This window comes from Pedobacter cryoconitis, from assembly GCF_014200595.1.
GTDB classification, from domain to species: domain Bacteria; phylum Bacteroidota; class Bacteroidia; order Sphingobacteriales; family Sphingobacteriaceae; genus Pedobacter; species Pedobacter cryoconitis_C.
In genome coordinates, this window is record NZ_JACHCG010000006.1 from 68,920 (window position 1) to 86,958 (window position 18,039).

Annotated in this window: 20 protein-coding genes; 7 read left to right on the plus strand and 13 right to left on the minus strand. The window is 39.1% G+C overall.

Annotated elements, in window-relative coordinates:
* Positions 1-32: 32 nt before the first annotated feature.
* The 4 genes from ftsY to rpmB all read right to left on the minus strand — a co-directional run bounded on the left by ftsY (position 33) and on the right by rpmB (position 1,708).
* Positions 33-995 carry a signal recognition particle-docking protein FtsY gene (ftsY, locus tag HDE70_RS24845; protein ID WP_068406294.1) on the minus strand — a complete coding sequence of 321 codons (963 nt, stop codon included), beginning with the start codon at positions 993-995 and terminating at the stop codon, positions 33-35.
* A 73-nt stretch (positions 996-1,068) separates the two neighbouring features.
* Positions 1,069-1,230, minus strand: coding sequence for a DUF4295 domain-containing protein (locus tag HDE70_RS24850; RefSeq protein WP_082036098.1), 162 nt, complete (start codon positions 1,228-1,230; stop codon positions 1,069-1,071).
* A 23-nt stretch (positions 1,231-1,253) separates the two neighbouring features.
* Positions 1,254-1,436: a 50S ribosomal protein L33 gene (gene rpmG / locus HDE70_RS24855; protein WP_008242799.1), complete on the minus strand. Its 183-nt coding sequence runs from the start codon at positions 1,434-1,436 to the stop codon at positions 1,254-1,256.
* A 38-nt stretch (positions 1,437-1,474) separates the two neighbouring features.
* Positions 1,475-1,708 (minus strand): 50S ribosomal protein L28, encoded by a 234-nt coding sequence (gene rpmB, locus HDE70_RS24860; RefSeq protein WP_037437638.1) that lies wholly within the window; start codon positions 1,706-1,708, stop codon positions 1,475-1,477.
* Between the two features lie 295 nt (positions 1,709-2,003).
* Between rpmB and acs the strand changes: the two genes are divergently transcribed.
* Both acs and HDE70_RS24870 read left to right on the plus strand, forming a co-directional pair.
* Positions 2,004-3,899 carry an acetate--CoA ligase gene (acs, locus tag HDE70_RS24865; protein ID WP_183892153.1) on the plus strand — a complete coding sequence of 632 codons (1,896 nt, stop codon included), beginning with the start codon at positions 2,004-2,006 and terminating at the stop codon, positions 3,897-3,899.
* A gap of 77 nt (positions 3,900-3,976) precedes the next feature.
* Positions 3,977-4,162, plus strand: coding sequence for a CsbD family protein (locus tag HDE70_RS24870; RefSeq protein ID WP_068406300.1), 186 nt, complete (start codon positions 3,977-3,979; stop codon positions 4,160-4,162).
* Between the two features lie 52 nt (positions 4,163-4,214).
* On the opposite strand, the gene HDE70_RS24875 is transcribed toward HDE70_RS24870, so the two are convergent.
* On the minus strand, positions 4,215-4,424 hold the full coding sequence (locus HDE70_RS24875; protein ID WP_183868500.1) for a SymE family type I addiction module toxin: 210 nt from the start codon (positions 4,422-4,424) through the stop codon (positions 4,215-4,217).
* 142 nt (positions 4,425-4,566) lie between these two features.
* Entirely contained in the window at positions 4,567-7,500 is a 2,934-nt protein-coding gene (locus HDE70_RS24880; protein ID WP_183892154.1) for a M16 family metallopeptidase, read from the minus strand.
* A gap of 82 nt (positions 7,501-7,582) precedes the next feature.
* On the opposite strand from HDE70_RS24880, the gene surE reads away from it, so the two are divergent.
* The 3 genes from surE to lpxB are packed head-to-tail and all read left to right on the plus strand — an operon-like array spanning position 7,583 to position 9,730.
* Positions 7,583-8,362, plus strand: coding sequence for a 5'/3'-nucleotidase SurE (gene surE, locus HDE70_RS24885; RefSeq protein ID WP_183868502.1), 780 nt, complete (start codon positions 7,583-7,585; stop codon positions 8,360-8,362).
* Positions 8,355-8,624 carry a stationary phase survival protein SurE gene (locus HDE70_RS24890; protein ID WP_183892155.1) on the plus strand — a complete coding sequence of 90 codons (270 nt, stop codon included), beginning with the start codon at positions 8,355-8,357 and terminating at the stop codon, positions 8,622-8,624. The genes surE and HDE70_RS24890 overlap by 8 nt, the downstream gene beginning before the upstream one ends.
* The gene (gene lpxB / locus HDE70_RS24895) at positions 8,621-9,730 is read left to right on the plus strand and encodes a lipid-A-disaccharide synthase (protein ID WP_183892156.1); all 1,110 of its coding nucleotides are present in this window, start codon (positions 8,621-8,623) and stop codon (positions 9,728-9,730) included. The genes HDE70_RS24890 and lpxB overlap by 4 nt, the downstream gene beginning before the upstream one ends.
* A 48-nt stretch (positions 9,731-9,778) precedes the next feature.
* On the opposite strand, the gene HDE70_RS24900 is transcribed toward lpxB, so the two are convergent.
* From HDE70_RS24900 to hxlB, 3 genes are all read right to left on the minus strand, one after another.
* Complete coding sequence (locus HDE70_RS24900) at positions 9,779-10,150, minus strand: response regulator transcription factor (protein ID WP_183868505.1); 372 nt, start codon at positions 10,148-10,150, stop codon at positions 9,779-9,781.
* Between the two features lie 174 nt (positions 10,151-10,324).
* The gene (hxlA, locus tag HDE70_RS24905) at positions 10,325-10,957 is read right to left on the minus strand and encodes a 3-hexulose-6-phosphate synthase (protein WP_183892157.1); all 633 of its coding nucleotides are present in this window, start codon (positions 10,955-10,957) and stop codon (positions 10,325-10,327) included.
* Positions 10,958-11,016: 59 nt separating this feature from the next.
* Complete coding sequence (gene hxlB / locus HDE70_RS24910; RefSeq protein ID WP_183892158.1) at positions 11,017-11,601, minus strand: 6-phospho-3-hexuloisomerase; 585 nt, start codon at positions 11,599-11,601, stop codon at positions 11,017-11,019.
* A gap of 126 nt (positions 11,602-11,727) precedes the next feature.
* Between hxlB and HDE70_RS24915 the strand changes: the two genes are divergently transcribed.
* A complete protein-coding gene (locus HDE70_RS24915; RefSeq protein ID WP_183892159.1) occupies positions 11,728-12,591 on the plus strand; it encodes a helix-turn-helix domain-containing protein in 864 nt (287 codons plus the stop codon).
* A gap of 49 nt (positions 12,592-12,640) precedes the next feature.
* A complete protein-coding gene (locus HDE70_RS24920; protein WP_183892160.1) occupies positions 12,641-14,413 on the plus strand; it encodes a DUF885 domain-containing protein in 1,773 nt (590 codons plus the stop codon).
* 16 nt (positions 14,414-14,429) lie between these two features.
* On the opposite strand, the gene HDE70_RS24925 is transcribed toward HDE70_RS24920, so the two are convergent.
* The 4 genes from HDE70_RS24925 to HDE70_RS24940 all read right to left on the minus strand — a co-directional run bounded on the left by HDE70_RS24925 (position 14,430) and on the right by HDE70_RS24940 (position 18,035).
* A complete protein-coding gene (locus HDE70_RS24925; RefSeq protein ID WP_183868509.1) occupies positions 14,430-14,705 on the minus strand; it encodes a hypothetical protein in 276 nt (91 codons plus the stop codon).
* Positions 14,706-14,723: 18 nt separating this feature from the next.
* A complete protein-coding gene (locus HDE70_RS24930; RefSeq protein ID WP_183868510.1) occupies positions 14,724-15,083 on the minus strand; it encodes a PleD family two-component system response regulator in 360 nt (119 codons plus the stop codon).
* A 176-nt stretch (positions 15,084-15,259) separates the two neighbouring features.
* The gene (locus tag HDE70_RS24935) at positions 15,260-17,002 is read right to left on the minus strand and encodes an OmpA family protein (RefSeq protein WP_183892161.1); all 1,743 of its coding nucleotides are present in this window, start codon (positions 17,000-17,002) and stop codon (positions 15,260-15,262) included.
* Positions 17,003-17,057: 55 nt separating this feature from the next.
* On the minus strand, positions 17,058-18,035 hold the full coding sequence (locus tag HDE70_RS24940; protein WP_183868512.1) for a type IX secretion system membrane protein PorP/SprF: 978 nt from the start codon (positions 18,033-18,035) through the stop codon (positions 17,058-17,060).
* Between the last annotated feature and the right edge of the window lie 4 nt (positions 18,036-18,039).

The following is an 18,039-nucleotide window of genomic DNA, read 5'->3' on the forward strand; positions in this document are numbered from 1 at the left end:
CTTGTGTGTATATATTGCTTTTAAAAGAAGGCTTATTTAAACAGGCCGTCAACAAAAGCTTTTTTATCAAATAATTGAAGGTCATTCACACCTTCACCAACCCCGATGTATTTAACCGGGATTTTAAACTGATCAGAAATACCAATAACTACACCACCTTTGGCTGTGCCATCCAGTTTAGTAATTGCCAGTGCATTTACATCTGTAGCCTCTGTAAATTGTTTACATTGCTCAAATGCATTCTGTCCGGTTGAGCCGTCGAGTACCAGTAAAATCTCATGTGGTGCATTAGGGATTACCTTTTCCATCACTTTTTTGATTTTGCCCAGCTCGTTCATCAGCCCGATTTTATTGTGCAGTCTTCCGGCTGTATCAATGATAACTACATCTTCTCCGTTGGCAACGGCAGATTGTATAGTGTCAAATGCAACAGAAGCAGGATCAGAACCCATAGCCTGGGCAACTACTCTTACATCAATGCGTTCACCCCATAATTTAATCTGTTCAACAGCTGCTGCCCTGAAAGTATCTGCTGCACCCAATACCACTTTCAGCCCTTCGGCTTTAAGTTTATGGGCAAGCTTGCCAATGGTGGTTGTTTTACCTACACCATTCACACCAACTACCATGATTACATAAGGTTTATGGTCACCGTACTCGAAATTACGGAAATCATTGCTGTTATTTTCAGCGAGTAAAAGCTGGATTTCATCACGGAGGATCAGGTTCAATTCTGAAGTGGACAAATATTTGTCTTTTGCCACCCTGTCCTGAATCCTGTCAATGATTTTCAATGTAGTAGTTACACCGACATCAGAAGTAACCAGTACTTCCTCCAGATTATCCAATACATCATCATCAACTGTCGACTTTCCGGCAACAGCTTTCGTGATTTTGTTAAGGAATCCGTTTTTAGTTTTCTCTAAACCTTTGTTTAATACTTCCTGAGCTTCAGGAGCAGTTTCCTTTTTCTTGAAAAAATCGAATAGTCCCATAGAAATGTAGATGAAAACAAAAAAAGCCCTCCCATAAATATAGGGACGGCTTTAATATCATTAAATATTAAAATTACTTGCCTTGTCCAGCAATAGCATCTTTAACGTGATCGTTATGAACGATAACTTCTTTGAAAGAATAAGCACCAGATTTTGGTGATTTAGTCATCGTAATAACTTTTGAATATTCTTTACCTTTACCCGTTTTAAGGGTTGCAACTACCTTTTTTGCCATGATCTAAATAGATTGGAAATGTATTACTTAATTTCTTTGTGTACAGTTACTTTCTTCAATACCGGATTGAATTTTTTCAATTCTAATCTCTCAGTAGTATTTTTACGGTTTTTTGTAGAGATATATCTAGACATACCAGGCATGCCGCTAGTTTTATGCTCTGTACATTCTAGAATAACTTGTACTCTGTTACCTTTTTTTGCCATTTTATTAATAATTTAGTTGATTCACATCAACAATGTTTTTACAAAAATCCTTTTTTTACGAAACGGTTAATAGCTTCAGTAATACCAATTTTATTGATGGTTTTGATAGCTGAAGTAGAAACTTTCAGTGTTATCCAACGGTCTTCATCAGGAATATAAAATTTCTGAAGTTGTAAGTTGGGATAAAACTTACGTTTAGTTTTAACGTTTGAGTGAGAAACATTAAAACCACTCATAGCCTTTTTTCCGGTTAAATCACAAACTCTAGACATGCCTTTAATATATATTGTTAAATTGTTCTTCGCTTAATTTTTTAAGAGTGTGCAAATATCACGAAAATATTTGTAACGATCAAGAGTCCATGTGATTATTTTTCAAATTTTATAGATTACCTCTTATTGCTCTTGCGGCAAAGATACATAAATACCCCATAAATACGAATCTTAGGCAATTCATTGCGTTATTATGCTGTATTGTAGTGAACTGACTACAGATATTTTGCTATAATAATCTTTTAACTACCTTTCAAATAATTTATATTAGCTTAAAATTATCACCAAATATATTATGCAAATCAAATCTTTAGCCGAGTACGAGGAAACCTATAAGTTCAGTGTCGAGCATCCAGAAGAATTCTGGGCTGGTATAGCAGATAAATTTCTGTGGAAAAAGAAATGGGATAAAGTCTTATCCTGGAATTTCACAGACCCGCAGATCAAATGGTTTGAAGGTGCGAAGCTGAACATTACTGAAAACTGCCTTGACCGTCACCTGGAGAAAAGTGGTGACAAACCTGCAATTATCTGGGAATCGAATGATCCTGAAAAACCAAGTGTAACACTAACCTATAAAATTCTTCATGAACAAGTATGCCGGTTTGCGAATGTGCTAAAGAAAAATGGTGTAAAAAAAGGTGACCGTATTTGTATTTATATGCCAATGGTACCGGAACTCGCAATTGCGGTGCTGGCCTGTGCGCGTATCGGAGCAGTCCACTCTGTTATATTCGGTGGATTCTCTGCCAAATCAATTGCAGACAGAATCAATGATTCGGCTTGTAAACTGGTGATTACTGCCGATGGATCTTTCCGTGGAAGTAAACAAATACAGCTGAAAGAAGTTATTGACGATGCGCTGATCGGATGTCCGACAGTAGAGAAAGTGATTGTGCTTACCCACACACGTACTCCTGTTTCGATGTTAAAAGGCCGTGATTTATGGTTTGAAGATGAGATTAAATTGGTAGACACGATCTGTCCTGCTGAAGAAATGGATGCAGAAGACATGTTGTTTATCTTATATACTTCAGGTTCTACCGGAAAGCCAAAAGGTGTAGTACATACTGTAGGCGGTTATATGGTTTATGCAGGTTATACTTTTGCCAACGCATTTAACTACCAGCCAGACGAAGTCTTTTTCTGTACTGCCGATATTGGCTGGATTACCGGACATTCTTATATTGTCTACGGCCCGCTTTCGCAAGGTGCAACGACACTGATATTTGAAGGGATTCCTACCTATCCGACACCATCAAGATTGTGGGAAGTCGTAGAAAAACATAAAGTTAATATCCTTTATACTGCTCCGACTGCCATCCGTTCATTGATGAGTTTCGGTAAAGAGCCTTTAAAAGGGATAGACATGAGCACTCTGAGGGTTTTGGGATCAGTAGGAGAGCCCATCAATGAAGAGGCGTGGCATTGGTTTGATGAAGAAGTAGGCCACAAAAATTGTCCTATCGTAGATACCTGGTGGCAAACAGAAACTGGTGGATTAATGATTTCACCGATTGCTTTTGTAACGCCATTAAAACCTGCCTGTGCAACTTTACCTTTGCCGGGTATTCAGCCCGTGCTGGTTGATGAGAACGGAAAAGAGATTGAAGGGAATGGCGTGAATGGTAACCTTTGTATTAAGTTCCCATGGCCAGGGATATTACGTACTACTTATGGTGATCATGAAAGGTGTAAACAAACTTACTTCTCGACTTATCCTAACCTGTATTTTACTGGTGATGGTTGTATGCGCGATGAAGATGGTTATTATAAAATTACCGGAAGGGTAGATGATGTCATCAACGTTTCGGGGCATAGAATTGGCACGGCCGAAGTCGAGAATGCAATCAATATGCATGCTGGTGTGGTAGAAAGTGCTGTTGTAGGATACCCTCATGAAGTAAAAGGACAGGGGATATATGCTTTTGTAATTTATCCGAAATTGCATGATGAGCCTGAATTAACCAAAAAAGATATTCTGCAAACAGTAACCCGTGTTATTGGTGCTATTGCAAAACCAGATAAGATTTTATTTGTGACCGGGCTGCCAAAAACACGTTCAGGAAAGATCATGCGCAGAATACTTCGTAAGATTGCTGAAGGCGAAACTACAAACCTTGGTGATACCAGCACATTACTGGACCCGGGAGTGGTAGAAGAAATCATTGTTTCCGCGCAGCAATTGTAAAGATTTACGTCCTTTAAAACAATTTTCAGGCGCTGACTGTTCCTATCGAAACAATCATTAATTTAAAACATTACGCTATGGACAGTTTAGAGTTAAAAGGAAAATGGAATGAGTTGAAAGGTAAAGTAAAGCAAGCTTATGGAGACCTTACAGAAGATGACTTGAAACATGAAGAAGGTAAAGACGATGAGCTTTATGGTAAATTACAGCAAAAAACAGGTAAAACCCGTGATGAAGTCATCACCTGGTTAAAATCTTTGTAAAGATATTTTTTAAGCAACAAAAGGCTCCTCAAATTTAATTGAGGAGCCTTTTCTATTTTTCCAGGTCAATAACCAACGCGTTATTGACTATGGTAATGTTTACTCTTTGATCTGGAGTGAAACCTATTTCACTAAGCCAGCGGCCTGAAAGTTTGATTTCAGGGATTATCGTTTGGCTCCGGCGATTAATTCTGAGAATGGATTGGATTTTTAAGCTTCTGCTCCATGGCAGGCTGCTTACATTCGTCTCTGATACTTGCATAACTCTTTTGGATAAAATTTAAATACATAATGTTGGGTCATTAAATATACTTCCTTTAAGTTAATTTTTTATCTGAAGTTATAAACAAAACAGCCGTTTCGGATAAAATCCGGAACGGCTGTTACAAGGAGCTGTTATCAGGTTAATAACCGAATATTTGTTCCAGTGTAAGCGTATTCAGCTTACCAAATTTCTCCATATCCTGTGTTTTTACTTTTTTATCAGAAGCAACAATACAATAGTTGTATGGCTTGTTGGCTACCTGGCTAGTGTGAAAAGCTTTAATATCTGCAAAGGTTAAAGGCTGCAGACCTTTATACTCATCAATTCTCGAATCATGATCAAGGCCTAATCTCTGATCTGCATAATAATGATTGATAATTGCATTTTTAGTGATCCTTGAAGTTTCTAAAGAATTTAAAGAATTGGATCTTGAAGACTGAAAGTTTTTCTCAGATTCAGGCAATACGTTCAATAATTCATTCATCGCACTAACAGCATCATTCATTTTATCTGCCTGACTACCTACATAAGCGATCATTGAGTTGTCTTTTTCTTTTTTATCAGGAGCAGAATAATAGGCATAAGTGGAATAAGCCAGAGCTTTAGACTCTCTGATAGTCTGGAAAACGATAGAACCCATACCACCTCCGAAATAGCTGTTAAACAGATTGATTTTAGCCGCATCTGAAGGATTGTAAGTACCATTGTTTCTTATCCAGCGAATTTCAGATTGTACCATATCATAGTTGGCAAAATAAACCTGGTTATCTTTATTATCGGTGTAAACAAACTGCTGGGCAGGCACTGTTTCTGTAAATACTTTAGGCAAAGCATGAACTTTTTCGATGTTTTTAGTGAACACCTCAATTGTTTCCGGACCATAATAGTTTATAGAATGTTTGGTTTCATTGATGTGGTGTAAAACATCCAGTAATTGGGCAGAAGTTAATTGTTGTACTTCCTCATTGGATAAAACAAAATTAGTAGGGTTTTTGGGGCCATACTGCGCGTAACTCATCAGGCCAGAAAGAATCGCAGACTTGTTCAGTTTAGTATTTTCCCTTGATTTAAGGATACTGCTTTTCATCTCTTTTAATGCTTCTTCATTTGCTTTGCAGTTAGCGAACACATGTTCCACTAAATTTACAGCCTGGTCAAAATTCTCCTGAAGCCCGGTGATTTCAATCGTTGTTACATCATTTTTTACAGAGAATGAATAGTTACAAGCAATGTTATAGAACTGCTTGCTGATTTCTTCTGCCGAATATTTATCAGTACTTAAAAAGGCAAGATATTTTGCTGCATAAGGTAATAATTTGGAATTCCATGCCCCCATATCAAAACGATACGTCAGGTTGAAAATGCTGTTCTCTTTATTTTGAACAGTTACCACATCTGCGATGCCAGCTTTACCGAAATTCAGATCTTTCCTGTAATCAAGGAACCTGGCTTCAATAGGTTTTGAAGGCGTAGCCAATAGGTTTTTAGTAAAAGCAGAAGTTTCATTCGTATTTGTTTTAACCGGGGTAATTGCTGGTTTATCTACCTTTTGAATACTCTTATCTTCTCCTTTATGTTTCAAAATAACCACATAGTTATCCTTAAAGAATTTATTCGCAAAATCAACTATTTCTTTTTTGCTGATTTTAGCCATATCATCGGGATTTCTTAATGATTTATCCCATTTCGTTGCACGGTTTAAGATAAACTCATTGGTAACCGCTTCCACACGGAAATCATTCTTGTCAAATGATTCTAACAAGCTTAATTTACTATTGGCAACGGTTGCCTTGATCAGACTTTCATCAAAATCACCTTTTTTCAATAAAGTAATCTGGTCTAATAATAATTGTTTGGCCTGATCCAGTGACTGGCCTTGTTTAGGCTGGGCAACCAAAAGGAAAGTCCCATAATCTTTCATTTGCTGATAACCCGCACCAGCATTTAATACTTTTTGCTGCTTGTTTAAATTGATGTCCATTAAACCGGCTTTACCATTGGCAAGGATGCTGGAAATTAAATCAAGCATCATGCTTTCTTTCGTATTTTCTGCATAACCTCTGTAACCGATTCTAACCGCCTCGGCACTTGGGCCATTGATATCGGCAGTCTGAATTTTGGTTAATGGTTTTTCAGCAGCAGGATTGTATAGTTCAAGTGGTTTTGCTTTCATATAAGAGAACGACTGATCCACCTTTTTAATCATTTCATCCGCTTTAAAATCACCAGAAAGAATAACAGCCATATTATTAGGTACATAATATTTGTTATAATACTTGCGGATTTCTACCAGAGAAGGATTTTTTAAATGTTCAATTGTCCCGATAGTGGTTTGCTGTCCATAATTATGGGTAGGGTAAAGCAAATCATTCATCTTCTCACTGATTTTCCAGGAATCATTGTCAAGTCCACGGTTTTTCTCTTCATAAACAGCTTCCAGTTCTGTATGGAAAATACGGAATACCGGGTTGCGGAAACGTTCAGCCTGTAAGGCCAGGAATTTATCTGTTGCATTAGAAGGTAAATCCTCATTGTAAACCGTTTCCTCATACCAGGTATGTGCATTCGTAGACTGTCCACCGATAGATTTCATCATTTTATCATACTCATTGGCAATAGAGTAGTTAGAAGCCTCATTGGAAGTTTTATCTATCTGGGCATAAATTTCTTTCCGTTTAGCGGGATCAGTTGTTGCGTGATATTTCTCATATAGTCCTTCTATTTTATCCAGTAAAGGTTTTTCTTTAGCATAATCTAAAGTACCAAAACGATCAGTCCCTTTAAATAAAAGATGCTCCAGGTAATGTGCCAGTCCGGTAGAAGTACGCGGGTCGGTATTACTGCCAGCTCTTACAGCCATGCGAAACTCAATACTAGGCTCCTTCGCATTTTCAGAAAGAATTACAGTAAGTCCATTTTGCAAAGTATAAAAACGGGATTTGGTAGGATCGTTGGTTACATACTTATAAGTATATCCACCGGAGGATGCCGTTTTCCACTCATACCCCACCTGCGCCATTAAGGACGATCCAGCAAGGATAAAGCAGGATAAGAGAAATATATTTTTTTTCATGTTTAATAAGTTATGATCAAATATACTTTTGAAATATGAGAAACTACTTATATATATCCTATAATCTTGTACTTTTACCCCCATGAAGAAAGAGCAATCCAGACCCAATATTTTAGTAGTAAATGACGATGGTGTTACCGCGCCGGGTATCAGGAATCTGATTGAAGCCGTTAAGGAATTTGGTAACGTTGTTGTGGTGGCACCCGATGGACCGCAGTCCGGAATGGGACATGCAATTACCATAGGAAAGCCCTTGCGTTTTGATAGAGTATACCTGTATGAAGGCGTTGAAATGTATAAATGTTCAGGGACACCTGTAGACTGCGTAAAACTGGCAGTAAACAGGATATTTAAAGGTAAAAAACCTGACCTGTGTGTTTCAGGTATCAACCATGGATTAAACAATTCGATCAATGTTATTTATTCAGGAACGATGTCAGCTGCTATGGAAGGAGCAATTGAAGGTATTCCTTCTGTTGGTTTCTCTTTAGATGATTTCTCTGAAGAAGCTGATTTTAGTCACTGTCTTAAATTTGTTAAAACGATAGTCCGCCAGGTACTTGATCATGGTTTGCCACAAGCTACTTTGCTGAATGTTAATTTCCCTAAAGGCCCGGAGCTGAAAGGGATTAAAATTTGCAGACAGGCAAATGCAAAATGGGCAGAAGAATTTGACGAACGTAAAGACCCTTATGGCCGTCCTTACTACTGGTTGTCCGGCGTATTTCAGAATAACGATAAAGGAGAAGATACAGATGTATGGGCATTGGAGAATGGATTTGTGTCAGTTGTACCTGTACAATTTGATTTAACTGCACATCACGCTATTCCAATATTAAACTCGTGGACATTTAATGATTAAAAATATTAAAGACAATGTATGGGTAGGTTTTGGAATCGGTATTTTCCTTCCGGGGGTGCTGCTTTCTATCGTGTGGTTTATTATGCACCAGATAGCCTACCTGGCCAAAGCAGATCTCTTATTGATCGGCTGTATAGCTGTGAATGCTTTGCTGCTGAAGTACTTTTTCAAGGTGAATAAAGAAAATACCGGGAGAGGCGTATTAGGTGCTACATTTATATGGGGAATGCTTTTCTTTTTCTATAAAATCTCACAATCATGAAATATTATCTTGTAGCCGGTGAAGCTTCCGGAGATCTCCATGGAGCTAATTTAATGAAGGCGCTGAAGGATCAGGATCCGGAAGCTGAATTCAGGTATTTCGGTGGGGATAAAATGGAAGCAGAAGGCGGGACGCTCGCAAAGCATTATGCAGAAATGGCGTTTATGGGCTTTACAGAAGTGCTGCTTAACCTGAGAACGATATTCAGGAATTTAAAAACCTGTAAAGAGGATATCCTGGCCTATTCGCCTGATGTTTTGATCCTGATAGATTTTCCGGGCTTTAATTTAAAAATTGCTGGTTTTGGGAAAGAGAAAGGGATTAAAGTATGTTATTATATTTCTCCGAAAGTGTGGGCATGGAATCAAAAACGGGTACTCAAAATCAAAAAAGTAGTCGATAAAATGTTTTGCATCCTTCCATTCGAAGTAGAATTTTACAAAGGATGGGGGATGAAGGTAGACTATGTAGGCAATCCTTTACTGGATGAAAAAGCCTCCTTTACACCTGATCCGGATTTCCGTGCGCAGCACCAATTAAATGAGAATCATATTATCGCCCTGCTTCCGGGAAGCCGTAAACAGGAAATAGAACGGCTATTGCCAGCAATGCTTAGCGTTACTGAACAATTTCCTGATCAGCAATTTGTTGTTGCAGCGGCACCAGGATTTCCAGTGATCTATTACCAGCAGTTTATTGGTGCTAAAAATGTGAAACTGGTTTTCGGAAAGACATACGATTTGTTGAATGTCGCAACAGCAGCTGTGGTAGCTTCAGGTACAGCAACTTTAGAAACTGCTTTATTTCATGTACCGCAAGTGGTGGTTTATAAAGGAGGAACAATTTCTATTGCGATTGCAAGAATGCTGGTGAAGATCAGATTTATATCCCTGGTCAATTTGATTATGGATAGAAAGGTAGTTACTGAACTGATTCAGGAGGATTGCAATACGGTGAATATTACGGACGAGCTGCTCAGGCTGATTGATGGGCCGGGAAGAACGAAAATAATGGAAGATTACAGACAACTGTCTTTTATTATGGGCGAGCCCGGAGCTTCTGCCAGAACGGCATCACTGATTTCAGCATATCTGCTAAAAGGTTAAAACGAAAATATCTGCCTCGATTTTATCAGGGCAGATATTCATTTTATATTAAGCAGTCTTTTTGACTAATAAGTTACTGATTCTTTTAACCACATCATCCAGATCAAATGGCTTACTGATATAATCATCAGCACAAGCCTGCGTACTCATTTGTTTACTTCTTGGATTAGCAGACATGACGATAACAGGAATATGTTTAGTGAACATGTCATTTTTAAGATCATCGCAAATCTCGATTCCATTTCCATCAGGTAACATTACATCGATAATAAACAGATCAGGTAAAGAGTCTCTCAGTTTACTTTTCAGTTCACTAACTGACGAAGAAAGCTGCAATTCATAACCCTCATCCTTCAATAAATATTCAATGATATACCTGATATCACTGTCATCTTCAAGTACGTGTATCCTTTTGATCATAACTAATTATGTTTGGCTATTATTTGAACCACAAGATCAACAAATAGTGTTCCATAATAGGCATAAACGGCTATGTCGGGCTAAAAATTACATAACAGTGTGTAAAACTTATTCTTCTGAAGAATAAAAGGCAGATCAGCGATACCTGCCTGCCTTTTATGTAAAATATTTTAATTATACAGCGTCAATTGCCTCACGTAAAGCCTTTGCAGCAGCGGCAGGATCTTCTGCACCATAAATTGCAGCACCAGCAACCGCTACTATTGCACCTGCTTTAATCACAGCTGTAACATTGTTGATATTTACACCACCAGCAATTGAAACAGGAACACCAGCACGCGCAGCTTCGTCAATTAAAACCTGGATAGAATATCCTTCCGTCCATTGCTCATCTAAACCTGCATGTAATTCTACAAATTCAGCACCTAATTTAGTTACTTCCTGTGCACGTTTAACACGGTCAGCTACACCAATTGTATCTACAACTATACCTTTACCATGCACCTTAGCTGCTTTAATTGCACCAGCAATAGTTGCATCTCCCGCAGCACCCAATACAGTGACTAAATCAGCACCCGCTTTAAAAGCAATGTCCGCCTCTAATTCACCAGCATCCATTGTCTTTAAATCAGCAAATACTAATTTATCAGGGTGAGCTTGTTTCATGGCGGTAACCACTGCGATACCTTCATTTTTAATTAACGGAGTACCTAATTCAATAATATCAATATAAGGAGCGATTTTAGCAGCTAATGCTAAAGCATCTTTTGTAGTTAATAAATCTATTGCGACTTGTAATTTTGCCATTGTAATTTGTTTTTAATTATTGTTTGTATTGCTTTAAATCGATTGTTGAGAATGGATCGTTATTCCAGGTTGGCATGTCTTTTCCACAGCTCTTCCGCAGGAGTGCCATCGGCAGCCCACATCGTCTGAAAAAGTGCATCAGTTAACAGGAATAGAGCTTGTTCAAATAAGCTGCCCGCATACTGCTTAGAAATAGTTTTTCCATGATCCTGTTTTTGTGCTGCGGGAAGCAGCAGTACAAGTGTTGCTAAACTTCCAAGAGGAGAATCGCTGGTTGTAGAAAAAGCAATGACCTTTGCATCAGCAGCAATAGCTTTCTCTGCTGCCCTGACAATAGTACTGGTGGTTCCGGAACCTGAGGCAGCGATTAAAAGATCTCCATTCTTAATTGCTGGCGTAGTGGTTTCTCCTGCCACGAATACTGTAAAACCGAAGTGCATTAAGCGCATTGCGGCTGCTTTTAGTGCTAAACCAGTGCGTCCGGCACCAATTACAAATACGCGTTCTGCCTGCTGTAAATAAGGAATAACTGCTGCTAACTGCATAAAATCCAGCTGCGTTGCTAACTTCTGGTTCTCTTGTAAAATCAATTCCAGGTTTGCCTGTAAACTGGCTGCCTGTTCATTTATGTTTGCACTACCCATCTCTTTTTTGTCTGCCTCAAAGGTAATGGAGGCATCCAGCCCTCACGTTACACTATATGCGCATAGTATGGGACTATTTGGAAACGACTGCTAATACCTCCTTAACTATTAATATATTTGGCCCAGATGGAAGAAAGTACCGGCCTTGGATTAGAAAAGTCATTGATATATATCAGAAACCTGGAGAAATGTCCGCCAAGTTATCTGAATGATCCGGGGAGAAAAGACTTCTTTGAAATTGTCTGGCTGCAAAATGAATTTCCATTACACGCCATTAAGGAAGAAGAAAAACCAACAAGAGGGGACTGGATCTATCTGATTCCGCCATACCGGGTGCATCAATTGAATAAAGCAGGTAAAAACGGTATCCTGTTATCTTTTAAAAGAGACTTTTTAGACGAAGAAGATAAAGAATTCTACCTCGACATCTTTAAGATTTTTAATATCCAGGGGGAATTCTCCTGTCTGCCCTTAACCAGTGAAAATGCTGTTGAACTGGTTAAGATTTATCAATTGCTGGAAGAAGAATACAAAGAGCAAAGTAATAGCTTTTTAATTTTGAAAGCACTGCTAAAAGTCTTTCTGCTGAAACTTATCCGTATCAAAGAACACGTATTTACTACCCAGGACGTCAATCAGAAAAGGGTATATGAATTTATGATGCTGCTGGAAGAGAATTATCAACTGGAACGGAATGCCGACTTTTATGCCGGGAAATCAGGACTAAGCGCTAAACGACTCAATCAGATCTTAAAAGATAAATTGGATAAAACAGGGACGCAGCTCATCCATGACCGGATTATTCTGGAAGCTAAACGGCAAATCATCCACAGCGAAAATACACTCAAAGAAATTGCCTATAACCTGAACTTTACAGACCGTTCTTACTTTAGCCGGTTCTTTAAAAAACAAACCGGGTTATCTCCCGAAGACTTTCAAAAACAAGCTAAAAGCCATATTGAATCCAGATTCAATACCCTCGTTGAATAGATAGAACCTGATAAATATTGACTAGCTTTATTTTCTAAACTCAAAATTTATGAAAAGAATAGCCTTTGTTCTTCTGTTTGCTGGTACCATAGCGGCCTGTAAACAGGGGGGCCAAAAAAGTAATGCGAATCCGCAATTCGGCAAACTATGCGATCAGTATTACGAAGATTATTTAAAATTAAATCCAGTTTCTGCTACCTATGCAGGAGATAACAGGTACAATAGCGAATTACCCAATGATGGATCTGTAGCTTACCTGAATAGCACTAAAAACTTTTACAAACAATATCTGGATAGCCTGGGGAAATACAAACGCGACCAGTTGGATGAAAATGATAAGTTATCTTTTGATGTATTAAAGGATAATTTAGAAACCGGCCTTGAAGGTTTAAAATATCATTTCGAATATCTTCCTTTCAACCAGATGAATGCCTTGCCACTAACTATCGGTCAATTGGGATCTGGCACAGGTGCACAGCCTTTTAAAACAGTTAAAGATTATGAAGACTGGTTGAAACGTGTCAACGCATTTTCCGTATGGGCAGATACAGCTATCGGTAATTTTAAAAAAGGAATGGCATCCGGTATAGTTTTGCCAAAGGCACTGGTGGTTAAAATGTACCCTCAAATGTTGAGTATGGTAGTTACTGACCCGGCAAAAAGTTTATTTTATGCACCTGTTACGCAAATGCCAAAAGACTTTGCAGATGCAGATAAAAAAAGACTGACCGATGCCTATCGCAATACGATTATGACCGTTATTGTTCCAACTTATAAAAAGTTGGGAGAGTTTCTGAAAAATGAATATCTGCCGAAATCCAGAACTACTTCTGGTTTCTCTTCTTTACCGGATGGTACAGCCATGTATACTTACCTCGTTAAACAACAAACTACAACGAGTAAAACTCCTGAAGAAATTTATCAGACGGGTTTGAAAGAAGTGGCAAGAATCCATTCTTTAATGGATAGTATCAAAAATAAAACGGGTTTCAAAGGAGATCTTAAAGCATTTTTCGAGTACATGAAAACTGATCCTAAATTCATGCCTTATAAAACACCTGCTGAAATTCTGGCTGCCTTTGATAACATTCATAAACGAATGGAACCAAACTTGAAAACTATGTTTACGACTGTTCCCAAAACACCATTTGAGATTCGTCAGACAGAAGCTTTCCGTGCAGCATCTGCCAGTGCAGAATACAATCAGGGTTCTGCCGATGGTAAACGTCCGGGGATTTTTTATGTACCTATACTGGATGCGACTAAATTCAACACCACTTCGGGTATGGAATCTTTATTCCTTCACGAAGCAATTCCTGGTCACCACTATCAGATTTCATTGACACAGGAAAATACAGAACTTCCTAAATTCAGACGTTTTGGAATGCATAATGCTTACGTAGAAGGATGGGCATTATATTGTGAATCTTTAGGGAAGGAACTGGGTTTATATACTGATCCTTATCAGTACATGGGTGCATTAGGTGATGAAATGCACCGTGCTATCCGCCTGGTTGTAGATGTAGCCATACATACCAAAAATATGACCAGAGAACAAGCTATCAAATATATGATGGATAATGAGGCCATCAACGAACAAGGGGCAACTGCCGAAATTGAGCGTTATATGGGTATGCCTGCACAAGCATTAGGTTATAAAATAGGGGCGATGAAGATTCGTGAACTCCGCAGCAGATATGAAAAACAACTGGGCACTAAATTTAAGCTTGCTGAATTCCATCACCAGGTACTTAAAGACGGCTCATTACCGCTTAGTGTCTTTGAAAATAAAATGGATAACTGGGCAGCTACAGTAAAATAATTATATTCAAACGTGATCAGGAGAAGATCCTGATCACCGAAGAAGAACGTCCGGTACTGAGCTTCTGACCATAAGCAACCGGGTATGAGTTCTCTATTTCGGGACCTATTAAAGAGGCCAGTGTCAGGTCATCAGGATTGGAACGGAAAAGCACCGACCACTTTCCTGATGACCTGTTTTTATAAATTTCCAGAATACCCCGTCTGTGTACTACTCTGAACAAAGGGATATTTGGTGACAGTCGTTTCACCTGAAAATTCTCGCCATAAAGTGATATTTTATAATAAATCATAATGGCTTTTTTTGGGTTCTAAGCTAATTGATTCTCAACACGCTTTAATAAATCGTCTAAATCGAATGGTTTACTAATAAAATCATCTGCAAAAGCTTCTTTACTGCTCTGTTCAGCATTGGCATGTGCAGAAATAATAATTACCGGAATATGCCTGGTATCCAGACTCTGTTTCAATTTCCGGCACAGCTGTATCCCATTTCCATCCGGAAGTCTGACGTCCATCAGGATAAGATCAGGCAGGGTATTAAAGAGATTAATTTTAAATTCTCTGGCGTTAGCAGCAACTGTAACCTCAAATTCTGACTGTTGCAGAATATATTCTATGACATCGCGTATAGCTTCATCGTCTTCTATGATTTGAATCAGTTTTGACATAAGGTTTATTGATAAAAAATATGGTTGTTAAACAAGGCATACTGTACATTGTTTAACAAATTATTTTAATTAATAAACGGAGTTTTAGGGTAACTTGTTGTAGGTGAGTGAATTTTTAACTAAAAAATCCCTGCAAAACTGAATTTGCAGGGATTGAAAAATAAATTGAGCTGACCTTACTGGCTAACTACTTTGAATTCTGTTCTCCGGTTTAACTGGTGCATGGCTTCAGAACACTTCACACCATTTGCACAGCGGTTGAGTAACTGTGTCTCTCCATAACCATGCCCTGTAATCCTGCTTTTGTCAATACCTCTTGAAATGATATACTGTACAGCTGAATTTGCTCTTTTCTGAGACAACCACTGGTTATACGCGTCGCGGCCTCTGCTATCCGTATAAGAACTCAGTTCCACTCCAATGGTTTCATTGGTTTTCATCGCAGATACTAATTTATCCAGTTCCCTTGCAGCATCCGGTCGAATATTTGATTTATCAAAATCATAAAAGATATTCTCTATTCTGATCGGTTTGTTCAGGACGATGGTATCTAAAAATATATCTTTATGGAGCGTAGAAGAATCTTTCGGGTTCATTGTCGTAACCAGAGCATCGGTAAAACTATAAATGTCATCATTACCTGCTCCCCCCGGACGGTTAGAAGCCATAAAAACTGTTCCTTTTAAACCCTTGTAAAAAGCAAAATCATCCTGCGGAGAATTGATCGGGTAGCCCAGATTAACAGGCTTGTCTAAACGGGTTTGTTTTGCTTTATAAATATCCAGTCCGCCCATACCGATCAGTCCATCACTGCTGAAATAGAAATTGCCATCAGCAGCAATAAATGGGTTTCGTTCATTCCCATCAGTATTTACTGCATTCACATTTATAGCGTCAGCCCAGCTTCCGTCTGCATTTTTAGTTACGCTGTAAATATCTGTTCCACCTTTGCCACCCGGCATCGTAGAAACGAAGTATAGCTGATTACCATCGGCAGAGATCGAAGGATCACCAACCGACCACTCGTTAACCTTATTGTATTTGAAAGGAACCGGTTTCCCCCAGCTACCAGCAGCATCTTTTGAGCTACTGTAAATTTCAAGGTTTATTGTTCCCGGCTCACCTTTTTGACGTGTAATCTTTTTGGGAATTCTGGTCAGTGTAAAATATGCAGTAAGGCCATCGGCAGTAAAACTTGCCGCACCGATGTGGTAATTAGTTTCTGCATTCAGGGCAAAAGCCTTAAGGCTATCGTTCTTCCCCGCTTTTTCATACAAGCGCAGGTATTGATTTCCAGTCCATCCATAACTGGCAGGATCTGGCAATTTTGTCGGGCCGTCAAACTTTAGAAAAGGTTTAGACTTCTGCTTTTTAGTGTCCCCTGAAAAATTGCGGTCGGAAGTGAAAACTATACCCTGCTGGTAAGCGACTGCGCCCCAGTCCGATCCTGCACTATTCAATTCTTTTTCATTGACAAGCGTTACAGATACCGGGTTTTTGATCCAGTGTTGTGCAGAATCGCAAGACGCCAGCCATACCTGCTGCTGGGCAGCACTGACTTCAGGCTTTAAACTTATATACTTTTGATAAGTAGTTTTAGCCTCTTCATATTTGGAATTGCTTTGTAAAGCCTTCGCATAATACAAAGTGTTTTCTGCCGGACTTTTGGGGAGGGCAGAAGCAATCCCATACCATTTTTCTGCCTCAGGATAATTGCCCGTCAGCCGGTAGGCGTCTGCAAGACGCTGCGCAGCAGGTAAGGTTTTCTTTTTGTGATAAGCCTTTTGATATAATTCAATGGCCCTGTTATAATTAAATAATTCAAATTGGGTATCCGCTTCTTTAAGGACGTACTGTGCCTTTACTGTTAAACTCAGCAGGAGTATGGCGATGATTATACCTGATTGGATCGTTTTCATGCTATTAATCGGTGGAACGTGTTAGAATCTGTTTTAATTATGTAATCTCCGTCTTTTAGAAATACCTCGGAGATCTCATCCTGGTATTTTTCGTATTGAAATAATAACCAATTGATATTTCATGTGTACCACTGCTGTAACCTTGTAACGGGCCTATTGAAATGTCATAGGCATAACCCACACGCAGTGTCTTAGTCGGAAAAACCTCAATAGCCGCGACGGCCGAATTCCTGTTGCTCAGATCTCTTTGCAAATAATCTTTGCTATACAATTTGACCCCGGTACGGTAAGAACCACCCACCCAGATCCTGTCCATGAAAAGTACAAAAGCATTGATGTCCAGACTGGTTGGCCCACCACGATCATCCTTCAGCAAAAAAGAAGGTTTCAGTAAAATATCCTGTCCCAAAGGAATCAATGTACCCGCAGTTAAATAATAATGAGGTTTTGGCTGTGGAATAAAAGCATACCGGTCCACGTTGATATATTGGGCAATCAGGTTATCAGCAGATAACCCTGCAAAAAAACGGTCATCAGAATAATAAACCCCAACTCTTGCGTCGGGCAATACGGTATTTTGTGAACCTGTCGGCTGATCAGGTTCCTGATCATTGGGGTGTAACATCGAACCGTCAATACCCAGCTGTACCATTCCGATCCCCACACCAAGTGCCAGCCTTGAAGTTCCGCTTTCATTCATTTTCAGCCGGTAAGCATAATTGGCATAGGCTGCAAGATTGCTCTGTGCCCCCAGCTTATCTGCCGAAACCTGTAAAGCCAGCCCGACGTTACCGTTGTTTGCATTCGCATCAACTGCCAGGGAGAAAGTAGTTGGCGCTCCTTTGATCCCCGTCCACTGGCTACGGTAAAAACTATGTAAGTTCAATTGTTCTTTATACCCTGCATAAGCCGGGTTGATATAAATACCGTTGAACATATACTGGCTAAACTGTGCGTCCTGCTGGGCTTTCAGCACCTTGGCAGGAAGCAGCAGGCTGAAGACCAACACTAATAATAACAAGCTTCTTTTCATACGG